At 72.2% G+C, this 13017-nt stretch carries 10 protein-coding genes; 3 read left to right on the top strand and 7 right to left on the bottom strand.

The genetic code is table 11. From position 1 onward, the window contains the following. Window positions 1–143 precede the first annotated feature (143 nt). From OG982_RS21415 to OG982_RS21395, 5 genes are all read right to left on the bottom strand, one after another. The gene (locus tag OG982_RS21415; RefSeq protein WP_266784340.1) at window positions 144–647 is read right to left on the bottom strand and encodes an anti-sigma regulatory factor; all 504 of its coding nucleotides are present in this window, start codon (window positions 645–647) and stop codon (window positions 144–146) included. Between the two features lie 272 nt (window positions 648–919). Further along, on the bottom strand, window positions 920–1687 hold the full coding sequence (locus OG982_RS21410) for an enoyl-CoA hydratase/isomerase family protein (protein ID WP_266784342.1): 768 nt from the start codon (window positions 1685–1687) through the stop codon (window positions 920–922). An 87-nt stretch (window positions 1688–1774) separates the two neighbouring features. After that, on the bottom strand, window positions 1775–2992 hold the full coding sequence (locus OG982_RS21405; protein WP_266791804.1) for an Ig-like domain-containing protein: 1218 nt from the start codon (window positions 2990–2992) through the stop codon (window positions 1775–1777). 233 nt (window positions 2993–3225) lie between these two features. Further along, window positions 3226–5859, bottom strand: a complete 2634-nt coding sequence (locus OG982_RS21400) for a choice-of-anchor A family protein (protein WP_266949112.1) — start codon at window positions 5857–5859, stop codon at window positions 3226–3228. Between the two features lie 129 nt (window positions 5860–5988). Further along, complete coding sequence (locus OG982_RS21395) at window positions 5989–7218, bottom strand: Ig-like domain-containing protein (protein WP_266784346.1); 1230 nt, start codon at window positions 7216–7218, stop codon at window positions 5989–5991. Between the two features lie 467 nt (window positions 7219–7685). Here OG982_RS21395 and glgX point away from each other — a divergent pair, with 467 nt between their 5' ends. Beyond that, complete coding sequence (gene glgX, locus OG982_RS21390; protein WP_266791806.1) at window positions 7686–9842, top strand: glycogen debranching protein GlgX; 2157 nt, start codon at window positions 7686–7688, stop codon at window positions 9840–9842. Window positions 9843–9885: 43 nt separating this feature from the next. On the opposite strand, the gene OG982_RS21385 is transcribed toward glgX, so the two are convergent. Next, the gene (locus OG982_RS21385; RefSeq protein ID WP_266784348.1) at window positions 9886–10398 is read right to left on the bottom strand and encodes a MarR family winged helix-turn-helix transcriptional regulator; all 513 of its coding nucleotides are present in this window, start codon (window positions 10396–10398) and stop codon (window positions 9886–9888) included. 72 nt (window positions 10399–10470) lie between these two features. Between OG982_RS21385 and OG982_RS21380 the strand changes: the two genes are divergently transcribed. Together OG982_RS21380 and OG982_RS21375 are read left to right on the top strand one after the other, a co-directional pair. Further along, on the top strand, window positions 10471–11673 hold the full coding sequence (locus tag OG982_RS21380) for an MFS transporter (protein WP_266949111.1): 1203 nt from the start codon (window positions 10471–10473) through the stop codon (window positions 11671–11673). Window positions 11674–11731: 58 nt separating this feature from the next. Further along, on the top strand, window positions 11732–12454 hold the full coding sequence (locus OG982_RS21375) for a CDP-alcohol phosphatidyltransferase family protein (RefSeq protein WP_266949109.1): 723 nt from the start codon (window positions 11732–11734) through the stop codon (window positions 12452–12454). Here the strand turns inward: OG982_RS21375 and OG982_RS21370 are convergent. Further along, a complete protein-coding gene (locus OG982_RS21370; RefSeq protein ID WP_266784354.1) occupies window positions 12435–12905 on the bottom strand; it encodes an adenylyltransferase/cytidyltransferase family protein in 471 nt (156 codons plus the stop codon). The genes OG982_RS21375 and OG982_RS21370 overlap by 20 nt on opposite strands. Window positions 12906–13017: the final 112 nt, after the last annotated feature.

The following is a 13017-nucleotide window of genomic DNA, read 5'->3' as shown; positions in this document are numbered from 1 at the left end:
ACGGCTTCCCGTTGACCCGAGCGAAGTCTTCACGCCGAGGATCACACCCCCTCAGATCCTCGGCGCACCCATGAAACCCCCGCAGCGCCCACCACGGCGACAGGGGGTTTCTGGCGTTTTCGGAGGGTGGGTGGCGTCGGGGCTCAGCGGTCCGCGACGCGCATCTCGAACCAGGTGATCTTGCCGCGCGGCAGCAGGTCCGCACCCCAGCGGTCGGACAGCTTGTCGACGAGGAACAGCCCCCGGCCGGTCGTGTCCAGCTCGTGCACCGGCATCAGGCAGGGCAGCCCGCGCGAGGGGTCGCGCACCTCGACGCGGATCCAGCCGCGCCGGCGCAGCATCCGTAAGCCGAAGGACCGGGCCCCGGTGTGCCGCACGGCGTTGCCGACGAGTTCGGAGACCAGCAGCACCGCATGCTCCGCGATCTGCGGCGAGAGACCCCAGAGCCGGATCACCACGCACTGCGTCAGCCGCCGCGCGGTGCTCGCGGACTCGGGCATGGACGGCAACGTCACTTCCGCCTCGGCAGGATTCCCGTACAACTCCAGCGCCTTGAGGCCCTGTTCGTCCTCAAGAGCCGCCGTGAGCCGCACGGACGAAGCGCTGCTGCGCTGCCGCGGCTGTTCCACACCCTCCAGGCCCGCCATGCACCCATCATGGAGGGCCAAGGCGCCCGTCCGGGCCGTTCCGCAGGAAAACACCCCCCGGAATCAAGCGTTCCGGGGGGTCGTCGCGGCATATGCGTACGGCAATCAGAGGGTGGGAAGGATGCTCTGACCTGTCCTTACGCACCGCCAGAATCCGATCACCGCGAGTGGATCACCGCTTCTCCTTAAGGCTCCTTTAAGGCCTGGCTAATCCACCCACAGGGAGGACGGGGCGCGAACGCGCCACCGCCAGGCCCCGGACGGGCCACCGCTCAGAGGAACTTGGCCTTGCCCGGGCCCTCTTCGACGAAGCTTCGCATCCCGCGCTCGCGGTCCTCGGTGGCGAACAGGCCCGCGAACCAGTTGCGTTCGATGGTCAGCCCGGTGTCGATGTCGGCCTCCAGGCCCGCGTCCACGCACTCCTTGGCCGCGCGCAGCGCGATCGACGGACCCTGCGCCAGCTTCGCGGCCCAGGCGTGCGCCTGCTCGTACACCTCGGCGGCCGGCACGACCCGGTCCACCAGCCCGAGGGTGAGCGCCTCGTCGGCCTTGACCATCCGGCCGGTGAAGATCAGGTCCTTGGCCCGGGACGGGCCGATCAGCCGGGACAGCCGCTGGGTGCCGCCGGCACCCGGGATCAGGCCGAGCAGGATCTCGGGCTGGCCGAGCTTCGCGTTGTCGGCGGCGATCCGGTAGTCGGCGCAGAGCGCGAGCTCGCAGCCGCCGCCCAGGGCGTAGCCGGTGACGGCCGCGACGACGGGCTTGGGGATCCGCGCCACGGCGGTGAAGGCGTCCTGGAGCGCGCGGGACCGGGCGACCATGGCCGCGTGGTCCATCACCTGCATCTCCTTGATGTCCGCGCCGGCCGCGAACACCTTCTCGCCGCCGTAGATGATCACCGCGCGGACGTCGGCCCGGTCGGTGGCCTCCACCGCGAGCTCACGCAGCCGGTCCTGGGTGGCGATGTCCAGGGCGTTCATGGGCGGCCGGTCCAGGCGGATGGTGCCGACGCCTTCGGAGACTTCGAGAGAGATGGTCATACGGGGAAGGTTAGCGCCGGTTAACGCAAGGCGGCCCGGTGCTGTCGGTCACAGCGCCGGGCCGCCTTCGCGGTGTGCGGGAGGGGACTACTTGGTCCACTCCGCCCAGGACATGTTCCAGCCGTTGAGGCCGTTGTCCGGGGCGATCTGCTTGTCCTTGGAGTTCTTCACGATGACGACGTCGCCGATCAGGGACTCGTTGAAGAACCACGCGGCGGGCTGGTTGCCGTCACCGGCGCCGCGGACGTCCTTCAGGCCGACGCAGCCGTGGCTGACGTTCTCCGAGCCGAAGGTACTGGCCGAGGCCCAGTAGTTGCCGTGGACGAAGGTGCCCGAGTTCGACAGGCGCATCGCGTGCGGGACGTCGGAGATGTCGTACTCGCCGCCGAAGCCGACGGTCGCGCCGTTCATCCGGGTCACCTTGTACTTCTCGCTGATGACCATCTGCCCGTTGTACGTGGTGGTGGCCGGGGCGCCCGCGGTGATCGGGAGGTTCTTCAGCACCTGGCCGTCGCGGACGACCTGCATCTGCTTGCTGGTCGCGTCGACCGTGGAGACCTGGGAGCGGCCGATGGTGAAGGTGACCGTACGGGTCTGCTTGCCGTAGACGCCGGGGCGGCCTTCGACCCCGTCGAGGGCGAGCTTCACGGTGACCTTGGTGCCCGCGGCCCAGTAGTTCTCGGGGCGGAAGTCGAGGCGGTCGTTGCCGAACCAGTGGCCCTCGATCGGCACGGACGGCTCGGCCGTGACGGTGATGGCCTTCTCGACGGCCTCGGGGTTGGTGATGCCCCGGGTGAAGTTGATGGAGACCGGCATGCCCACGCCGACGGTCTGGCCCTCCTCCGGCGTGTAGTGGCCGACGAAGGTGTTCTTCGGGGTCAGGGTCGTGAAGGCGGTGTCCTTGGCGGACTCGCGGCCCGCCTCGTCCTTGGCGACCGCGTGCACCTTGTACTCGGTGGCGGAGGCCAGGTGGCGGGCGGGCTCCCAGCTCGCGCCGTCGTCGGCGAGCTTGCCCTCCACCTCGTTGCCCTTGGTGTCGGCGACCTTCACAGCGGAAAGCTTTCCGCCGGTGGTGGATATCTTCAGGACGCCGCTGGTCGCGACCTCCTTGGCCCCGTCGTCCGGCTTGACGTTGACAACGGCCTTGGACGCCTCGGTGCCGGTCTTGCCGCCGCCGCCCCCACCGTTGTCGCCGCCGCTGCCCCCGCTGTTGCCGCCGCCGCTGCACGCGCTGGTGAACAGCAGCGCCGCCCCCAGCAGAAGGGCCGGCAGGCCGGTGCGGGCGCGGCCGCGTATCGGCTGCAGGTTCACTCTTGTTCTCCCCATGTCCCCCGCGCGCGGACAGTCGCGCGCTTGAAAAAGGTAATCACACGGGCAGATCACGAAGAGCCACGGTCTTGTCACCATTCCGTCCCAACTGACCGTACGACAGTGCGCCGGTACGGTGAGTGGCTCACCGCACCGGCGCACCGGGGTGGATCGGGGTCCGTCAGGTCGGGTCAGGTCGGGTCAGTCAGGTCCGGTCGGACCGGCGGAGCTCAGGGCTTGCGGTGCTTGCCGGGAGCCTTGCCGGGCTTCTTGGCGTGACCGCCCTTGGCCGGGGCCTTCTTGACGGGCGCCTTCTTGGCCGCGACCTTCTTGGCCGGAGCCTTCTTGGCCGGAGCCTTGGCGGCCTTCTTGCCGTGGTCCTTGCCGGGGAACTTGGCGTGGTCCTTGCCGGGGAACTTGCCCGGGAACAAGCCGTGATCCTTGCCGTGGTCCTTGCCGCCGTGGCCGTCCTCGGCCGGCCTGTTGAAGAGCTCCACCACCCGCTCGTGGTCCGGGGTGCGGACGTCCAGCTGGAGCGGCTCGGTCACCGGGTCGTCGCGCAGCAGGTACCCTTCGGGCGCCTCGACCTCGCGCAGGTAGTACCAGCCCTCGCTCAGGTTCCAGAACTCACAGACGCCCGCCCGGTTGGTCTCGCAGGCGGGTCCGATCTGCGTGTCGATGTCGTCGCCCTCGGTCTGCAGGCCGCGGACGCCGTTGGTCTCCTTCCACAGCTCGAACACCGCGCCGCGCAGCGCGGTCTTGGTCTTCGGGTCCTTCTTGATCACGATGATCTTGCCGCTGAACGGGGTGTTGACGGCATCCACCGAGACGCCCTGGCCCGCGTTCTCGGCGGTCAGCACCAGCGGCCCGAACACCGGGTCCGCCGGGAGGTTGTGGCCGGGCGGAGCGGTGATCTCGCGCCAGTAGTACGTGCCCGGCCGCACCGTGCGCGCGCAGGTGGCCGACGGGAGGGAGGTGACGCAGTCGTCGCCGACCTTGGTGTCGGGTCCGTCCCCGCCGGTCTGGAGGCCCGTCACGCCGTTGGTCTCACGCCACAGCTGGAAGACCGCACCCGCGAGCGGGGCGCCCTCGGGGGTGGTCTTGCGCACCGAGACCACGCCGGACACCGGGTTCGTCACGGGGTCGTTGTCGGCATCGACCGCGACGCCCTGGTCCGCGTTCCCGGGGGTCAGGACCAGCGGACCGAACACCGGGTTCAACGGGAGCTCGTAGCCGGGCGGGGCCGCGGTCTCCTGCCAGTAGTAGGCGCCCACCTCCACCGTCTGCGCGCACTCCCCCGACGCCGGGGTGGTGCAGGGCGCGCCCACGCTGGTGTCGGGATCGGGGCCGCTCGTCTGGAGGCCGGGGATGCCGTTGGTCTCCTCCCACAGCTGGAAGACCGCGCCCGCGAGCGGGGCGTCCGTGCCGCTGTCGGCCTTGAGGACGCTCACCTCGCCCCGCACGGGCGCGGCGGGACGGTTGACGGCCCGCACCCGCACGCCCTGGTCGGCGTTCTGCGGGGTCAGCACCAGCGGCCCGAACACCGCGGGCGCCGGCAGGACGTAGCCGGGCGGCGGGGTGACCTCCCGCCAGTAGTACGTGTCGGGCGTGGCGGTGAGGCGGCAGATGCCGTCCGCCGGGGTGGTGCAGTTCCGGGGGTCCTTCGTGTCGCCACCCGCGGCGTCGGTCTGGAGGCCGGCGGTGCCGTTGGTCTCCTTCCACAGCTCGAACCCGGCGCCGGACAGCGCCTCGCCGGCCGCGTTCACCTTGGCGACGGAGAGCTCGCCGGTCACCGGGGCGGGGCCGCAGGCGGGCAGGTCGCCGGTGAAGGGGTAAGCGTGGAACTCCTGGCCGCCGCCCCCGGTGGCGGAGCTGGTGTGGGTCAGCGAGCCGGTGGTGAAGAACCGGCCGTTGAAGCCCGGCAGGGTGACCGTGGTCCGCGAGGCCGGGTTGCCGACCAGGACGGCGCCCTGGAACTGGCCGGTGCCGAGCAGGCCCACGTCGGTGGCGTCGGGGAAGTTCCACAGCAGCCGGTGCCGGTAGGTCTGCTCGCCGCTGTACGTGACGACGGCCCGGTCCGCGCCCAGGACGTTGACCAGGATCGTGGCGTTCGCCGGGATGCCCGCGAACCGGATGCCCTGCTGGGCGCGGCCGGGGGCCGCGATGTCGGCGTCCACGTTGAAGACCTGGAGGGTGGAGCGGCCGTCGCCCGTGAAAAGGGTTTCGAGTCGGTTGGTGGCGACCGTGCCCGTCGCGGGCCGCGTGGCCCCGTCGGGGCGGGCGTAGCACTGGCTGGCGTCGGCGAGCCGGCCGCGCAAGTGCGCGTACGGGGTGGCCGCGGCCGGGTCCTCGACGACGCGGGCGGCGCTGATGGCGCCGGTACCGGAGCGGGGGCCGGCGTGCCGGACGACTCCGCCGTCGGCGAGGAGGCTCTCGCCCGTGGCGACGGAGATGCCGCCGCCGGTGGTCAGGAAGTCGGACCGCAGGGGCGGCTGCACCTGGGAGCCGGCGCCGACGATGCCGACGTTGTAGACCTGGCTGCCGCCGGCGGCCTTGTCCTGGCCGAAGGAGCCGAGGACGACGACCCGGCCCTCGGCCTCGGCGGCCCGCTCGCGGACCTGGAAGTCCCCGCCCACGAAGATGTTGACACCGGCGTCCCGGCCGCGGGCCGGCCCGGTGTGCGGGTCGAGGTAGTCGTCGGGGCACTCGGGGCCCACGCAGGGGCCGAGCCCCCCGGGCAGCGTGGCCCGTACCGCCCCGGCTCCCGCTGTCGCGGGGTACGCCGGGTGCGCGGGGGCGGCGGTCGCCAGTACCGCCGCCGTCACCGCGAGGCCGAGGCCCAGGCGTGCGCGCCTGGTCCTCACGGCCGTCCTTGCTGTCATGACACTCCGTCCGTCGCCTGCGAGTGGTGCCCTGACAGGCTGGCGGGAGTGTCGTACGAGAGTGCGGGAGGCGCACCCCGTACTACGGCATTCCGATCACAGCGATCACCCTCACGTGCGCGCCGAGCCGGCGACCCAGTCGGCCCAGGACATGTTCCAGCCGCCCAGTCCGTTGTTCGGGGCGACCGTCTTGTCCTGCGAGTTCACGACCTCCACGACGTCCCCGACCAGGGTCCGGTCGAAGAACCAGCCGGCCGGGGTGTCCGAGCCGCCGCCCTTGTCGTCGCGCAGGCCGATGCAGCCGTGGCTGGTGTTGGTGGAGCCGAAGGTGTCGGGGCTGGCCCAGTAGTTGCCGTGCAGGAAGGTCCCGGAGCTGGTGAGCCGCATGGCGTGCGGGACGTCGGGGATGTCGTACTCGCCGCCGAAGCCGACGGTCTGGCCGTTCATGCGGGTGACGTCGAACAGCTCCATCACCACCATTTTCCCGTTGTACGTGGTGTTCTTGGGCGCCCCGGCGCTGATCGGCACGGTGGAGATCAGCTCGCCCTCGCGGCGGACCTCCATGGTGTGCTCGGCGGCGTCCACGGTGGAGACCTGGGAGCGGCCGACGGTGAAGGTGATCGTCTTGTCCTGGATTCCGTACGACCCGGGTGCGCCCTCGACATCGCGGAGGTTCACCCGCACCGTGACCTTGGTGCCGGGCTGCCAGTACCGCTGGGGCCGGAAATCGAGGCGCTGGTCGCCGAACCAGTGGCCGACGACCTCCGTCTTGGGGTCGGCGGTGACGGTGATGGCCTTCTCCACGTCGGCCCGCTGCTTGATGGACTGGTTGAAGTTGAAGGAGACGATCATGCCGGTGCCGACGGTCGAGCGGTTCTCGGGCTTGAAGTAGCCGATGAACCGGTCCTCGGGGACGAAGGTGGTGAAGGTGGTGTGCCGGGCCTGGCGGCGGTTGTGCCCGTCGAGGGCGACGGCGTCCACGGTGTACTTGGCGGCCAGCGCGAGCCGCCCGGCGGCCTGGTCGGGGCTCCAGCTGAGGCCGTCCTCGGCGATGGAGCCGGAAACCTGTTCCTGCTGGGCGTCCTCCACCTTGGTCACCACGACCCGCTCCAGCCGGCCCTCGGGCACCGAGACGCTCAGCGGGCCCTCGGCCGGCACCCCCTTGGCGTTGTCGTCCGGGGTGATCCGGATGGCCTCGTCCGGCGAGCGGGGTTTGCCCGGCAGCTGGATCTCCACCGGGGAGCCGCCGCCCTCGGTGCATCCGGCCAGGCCGCCCAGGAGGCCCGCCCACGCCGCCACGGCGGCCAGGCCCGCCCATCCCCGCCTCGTCACAAGAGTCACGTCCCTCCAACGACCGGGGCCCTCCGGGGGAAACGTGAGCGCGCCACACGTTCCGGGCAGAACTGTCCGGGCAGAACAGTGGGAAGGACCAGACGGGGGCGGGCCCTGGCCGGGACGCCAGGGCCGCATTCCCCACCCCCGCCGGTACCCAGGAGCCGTGGAGGCGGGCAGTGTCGAGCGCAGCCGAACATGAGGCGGTGGATGCCGCCGCAGACGCGTCGAACGCGGGGAACGGGGTGCGGGGCGGCGAGCCCGCGCCCGTACCCCAGGTGAGCGGGCCGCCGCCGGACGGGCGGGCCGGCGGTCCGCCGTACGTCCGGTCCGGCGGCCGGCTGAAGGGCCAGGCGAACGGACAGGTGAGCGACCAGGCGATCGGACAGGTGAACGGGCAGACCACCGGGCAGGTGAACGGGCAGGTGAACGGCCGGCCCAAGGCGCCGGGCAAGGGGCAGCCGTTACGGGCCTCCGTGCGCCCGGGGCCGGCGGTGTGGCCGGGGTCCTCGCATCCGCTCGGGGCCCGCTTCCACCAGGGCCCGGACGGCACGGCGGGCACCAACTTCGCGCTGTGGGCACAGGGCGCGGAGGCGGTGGAGCTGTGCCTGTTCGACTCCGACGGCGGTGAGACCCGGTGCGCGCTGACCGAGCTCACGCACGAGATCTGGCACGGCTTCGTGCCCGGCGTGCGCCCCGGGCAGCGGTACGGGTTCCGGGTGCACGGGCGCTGGGACCCCTGGACGGGCTCCCGGCACAATCCGGCCAAGCTGCTGCTGGACCCGTACGCCCGGGCGGTGGACGGCGACTTCACGCTGCCGCCGGAGGTGTACGGGCACGTGCGCGACTGGCCGCAGCAGTACATCGCGGACACCGTGCGCGACGACCGGGACTCGGCCCCGCACGTCCCCAAGGGGGTCGTGGTCCACGATGACGACGACTGGGCGGACGACGTCCGGCCGAAGACGCCGTGGGCCGACTCGGTGATCTACGAGCTGCACGTGCGCGGGTTCACGATGCGCCATCCGGGTGTTCCCGAGGAGCTGCGCGGCACGTACGCGGGGCTCGCCCACCCGGCGGCCGTCGAGCACCTGACGAACCTCGGCGTGACGGCGGTGGAGCTGCTGCCGGTGCACCAGTTCGCGCACGAGGACCACCTGCTGCGGCGCGGCTTGCGCAACTACTGGGGCTACAACTCGATCGGCTACTTCGCGCCGCACGCGGGCTACTCGTCGAGCGGTACGGCCGGCCAGCAGGTCGGCGAGTTCAAGCGGATGGTGCGGGCCCTGCACGCGGCCGGGATCGAGGTCATCCTGGACGTGGTCTACAACCACACGGCGGAGGCGGGCGAGCTGGGCCCGACGCTGTCGCTGCGCGGGATCGACAACCGGGGCTACTACCGGCTCCAGTCCGACCAGCGCCGGTACGCCGACTACACGGGCTGCGGGAACACCCTGCACGCGGGGCGGCCGCACGTGCTGCGCCTCATCACGGACTCGCTGCGGTACTGGGTGACGGAGATGGGGGTGGACGGCTTCCGCTTCGACCTGGCGGCGGCGCTGGCCCGCTCCATGCACGACGTGGACATGCTGTCGCCGTTCCTGGCGGTGATCGCCCAGGACCCGGTGCTGCGCCGGGTCAAGCTGATCGCGGAGCCGTGGGACGTGGGCTCGGGCGGCTACCAGGTGGGCGCCTTCCCGCCGCTGTGGACGGAGTGGAACGACCGGTACCGGGACGCCGTACGCGATTTCTGGCGGGGTGCGCTGCCCGACGTACGGGATCTGGGGTACCGGCTGTCGGGGTCGAGCGACCTGTACGCGTGGGGCGGGCGGCGGCCGTACGCCTCGGTCAACTTCATCACCGCGCACGACGGGTTCACGCTGCGCGACCTGGTGTCCTACGAGCGCAAGCACAACGACGCGAACGGGGAGGCGGGCCGGGACGGGACGAACGACAACCGGTCGTGGAACTGCGGGGCGGAAGGGGAGACGCAGGACGTCCGGATCGGGATCCTGCGGCGGCGGCAGCTGCGGAACCTGCTGACCACCCTGCTGCTGTCGACCGGGGTGCCGATGCTGGTGGCGGGCGACGAGTTCGGGCGGACGCAGGGCGGCAACAACAACGCGTACTGCCAGGACAACGAGACGGGGTGGGTGGACTGGTCGCTGCTGTCGGACCCGTCCTGGCAGGACCTGTTCGGCCTGGCCCGCAGGCTGATCGCGCTGCGCCACGAGCACCCGGTGCTGCGGCGGCGGGCGTTCTTCTCGGGGCGTCCGCAGGGCGCGGACGGGCTGCGGGACCTGGCCTGGTTCACCCCGGCGGGGGCGGAGATGACGGAGCGGGACTGGTACGCGCCGGCGGCCGCGCTGGGCCTGTACCTGTCGGGCCGGGACATCCCGGGGCGCGACGAGCGGGGCCGCAAGGTGACGGACGACAGCTTCCTGGCACTGCTGCACGCCGGGGACCGGCCGGTGGCGTGGACCCTGCCGGCCGAGCCGTGGGCGTCGGCGTACGAACTGGTCCTGGACACCTCCCGCGAGGACCAGGCGACCCCACCGTCCACCCGCCACCGGGGCGGCGAGACCCTGACGGTGCCGGCGCGGTCGGTGCTGCTGCTGAGGGTGGTGGTCTAGGTCCTGGGCCGACGGCGGCGCCGGGCCGACGGTGACGCCGGGCTCAGCGGCCCGGCGGGGTCTCGGCCTGGAGCAGCATGCGCTTGAGGAGGGCGGCGAGGTCGGCGCGGTCGGTGTCGTCGAGGGGTGCGATCAGTTCCGCCTCGGCGATGCCGCGCCAGCGCATGGCCTCGGTCCAGCGCCGGTGGCCCTCGTCGGTGAGCTCGACCTCGACCCGGCGGCGGTCGCCGGCCGCGCGCAGCCGCCGGATCAGCCCGGACTTCTCCAGGGTGTCGAGCCGGCCCGTCATCCCGGCCGGGGAGAGCAGCAGTTCGGCGGCGAGTTCCGCCGAGGGGGCCCGCCAGGGTGCGCCCCGGGAGGCGACCCGGTGCAGGGTCTCGAACTCGAACTCCTGGAGGCCGGTCTCGGCCAGGGCCCGTTCCTTGCCGGCCTTCACGTGCTTGGCGAGCAGCTGGATGCGGGTGATGACCGCCTCCGTGGGCGCGTCGAAGGGAACCTTGCCGGTCCAGCGGGCGATGTGCCGGTCGACGGAATCCTCGGTTCGCTCCTTCTCCATGGGCGGAAGTATCGCACCCGGGCTGAAGCATTTCGTTGACGAATGATTCGCTGGCGAAATATCGTCCCTGGCATGACCCCGACGATCTGGCGGCTGCTCACCGGCCGCACCTTCGCCTCCTTCGCCTCGGCCCTGGTCCCCACCACCCTCACCCTCGCGGTGGTCCGCACCGGTTCGGCCGCGGACCTGGGGCTGGTACTCGCCGCCGAGATGCTCCCGATGGTGCTCCTGCTGCCCCTCGCGGGCGTGGCCGCCGACCGCTACCCGGCCCGCCGGGTGGTGCTCGCCTCCGACCTCGTCCGGGCCGCCGCGCAACTGGGCACCGGCGCGGTGCTGCTGGCCGGGCCCGTACGGATCCCCGCGCTCGCGGCGCTCGCCGCCCTGACCGGGGCCGCCGTGGCCTTCGGCAATCCCTCGGCCCGGACGCTGGTCGCCGCCGCGGTCCCCGACGCGGTCCGGCTGCGGGTCAACGCCCGGCTCGGAGTGGCGGGCGGGATCGCCCAGCTGGCCGGGCCCGCCGCCGCGGGCGGGGTGGTGCTGGCCGTCGGGGCCGGCTGGTCCTCGCTGCTGACCGGCGCGCTGTTCGTCTGCTCCGCGCTCACCCTCGGCGGGGTGCGCACGCCGCCGCCCCCGCGCACCGCCGCGCGCGCCGGGTTCGGCTCCGAGCTGCGGGCAGGCTGGGTGGAGACCCGGCGGCACCCGTGGTTCCTGGCCAACGTGCTCGCCCACGGCGTCTGGCATCTCGCGGCCGGGCTGCTGCTCACCCTCGGCCCGCTGATCGCGGTGGAGAGCCTGGGCGGGGCGGGCGCCTGGGTGGTCGTCGCCCAAGTGGGCACCACCGGGCTGGTCGTGGGGGTCTGGGCGGCGGGGCGGCTGCCCGTGCGGCGGCCGCTGGTCGGGGTGGCCGTGGCCTCCTCCCTCCAGGCCCTGCCGCTCACCGCGTTCGCGCTGCGGCTGCCGCTGGCCGTGACGGCGGTCGCCTTCTGCGCCGCCATGTTCGGCGTGGGGGTGCTGAGTCCCCTGTGGGAGACGGAGATCCAGCGCCGGATCCCGCTGGAGACCCTGGGGCGGGTGGGCTCCTTCGACACCCTGATCTCGTTCGCGGCCCGCCCGCTGGGGCTGGCGGTGGCCGCGCCGCTCGCCGCCGTCACCGGGACGGCGGCCCCGCTGCTGGTGGCGGCCGTGCTCACCGCCGCCGCGAATCTGTCCGTACTGCTGCTTGCGGACGTCAGGGTGGTGGATCCGGAGCGGAAGCCTTCGTTCGTGCTGCGATGATGTGGCCTTCTTGCGCACACACGTTCACACGCACACACGTTCAAGGGGGCATGCGTAGATGGCGAGCTTCGGGACCGCTCTGCGGGAGCTGCGCGGGGCGCAGAAGTCGGCGAAGGGCGTGTCGCTCTACTCGCGGTTCGCCAACCGGCCCGCCGGGCGGTACCTGGCCGCCGGGTCGTACGCGCTCGGGCTGACCCCAAATCAGGTGACGCTGGTCAGCGCCCTGTTCAGCTTCGCCGCCGTCGCCGCCGTCGCGCTCGCCGCGCCCTCGTGGGGGCTGGGGGTCGCCGTATGGGCCGCGCTCGCGGTCGGGTTCGCCTTCGACTCCGCGGACGGGCAGCTGGCCCGGCTGCGCGGGGGTGGGAGCGCGGCCGGCGAGTGGCTCGACCACGTCGTGGACTGCGCCAAGCTGACCGCGCTGCACACCTGCGTGCTGATCGCCTTCTACCGCTTCCCGGACGCGTACGGGACCGGGGGCGACGGCTGGCTGCTGGTGCCGCTGGGGTTCCAGTTCGCCTCGGTCGTCACCTTCTTCGGGGGGCTGCTGACCGAGAAGCTGAAGCCGAAGCCCGCGCCCGGGAGCCCCGCCGCCGCGCCGTCGACGGTGCGCGCGGTGGCGTTGCTGCCCGTGGACTACGGGGTGTTCTGCCTGGTGTTCCTGCTGCTCGGCGGCGGGGAGCTGTTCCGCTGGGCGTACGTGGGACTGGGCGCGGTCGCCGGGCTGTTCCTGCTGGCGTTCCTCGCGAAGTGGTTCCGGGAGCTCAGCGCCGTTCCGCGCTGAGGGGCTGCGACAGCGCGTCCAGCGCCCGGCGCAGCTGGGTGCTGGACGTGTGCACGGTGTAGGGGAAGTAGACGACGTCGACGCCGACCGGGGCGAAGTCCCGTTCCAGCTTGTCGCCCTTGGGCGTGCCCCGCCAGTCGTCGCCCTTGAAGATGACGTCGAAGCGGACCTGCTTCCAGGTCTCCACCTTGTCCGGGACCGTCTCGACGAAGGCGGCGTCCACGTACTTGACGCTGCGGACGATTTCCAGCCGCTCGACGAGAGGGATCATCGGGCGGCGCCCCTTGGCCCGTTCGGCCATCTCGTCGGAGACGACTCCGGCCACCAGGTAGTCGCACTGACTCCGGGCGTGGCGCAGGATGTTGAGGTGCCCGATGTGGAACAGGTCGTAGGCGCCCGGCGCGTAGCCGACTCGGTATGGTCTGCGCGCGCCGGCGCCAAGGTCGGACATGTCGCGCTCCGTCATTGTTACCCCCCAGCAGCCACACCCCCCGGTGTGGCGGATTAGCAGACAATAGCGTGCACGTTCCGCACCAGGACGGTGAACGAATAGGGTGACGTGC

The organism is Streptomyces sp. NBC_01551, assembly GCF_026339935.1.
Taxonomy (GTDB): Bacteria; Actinomycetota; Actinomycetes; order Streptomycetales; family Streptomycetaceae; genus Streptomyces.
This window is presented reverse-complemented; position numbering and strand designations above follow the sequence as displayed.

Coding starts and splice junctions, on each gene's coding strand:
- OG982_RS21410 (WP_266784342.1), bottom strand. CDS start 1,687: ATGACCATCTCTCTCGAAGTCTCCGAAGGCGTCGGCACCATCCGCCTG.
- OG982_RS21380 (WP_266949111.1), top strand. CDS start 10,471: ATGACCCCGACGATCTGGCGGCTGCTCACCGGCCGCACCTTCGCCTCC.
- OG982_RS21385 (WP_266784348.1), bottom strand. CDS start 10,398: ATGGAGAAGGAGCGAACCGAGGATTCCGTCGACCGGCACATCGCCCGC.
- OG982_RS21415 (WP_266784340.1), bottom strand. CDS start 647: ATGGCGGGCCTGGAGGGTGTGGAACAGCCGCGGCAGCGCAGCAGCGCT.
- OG982_RS21370 (WP_266784354.1), bottom strand. CDS start 12,905: ATGTCCGACCTTGGCGCCGGCGCGCGCAGACCATACCGAGTCGGCTAC.
- OG982_RS21375 (WP_266949109.1), top strand. CDS start 11,732: ATGGCGAGCTTCGGGACCGCTCTGCGGGAGCTGCGCGGGGCGCAGAAG.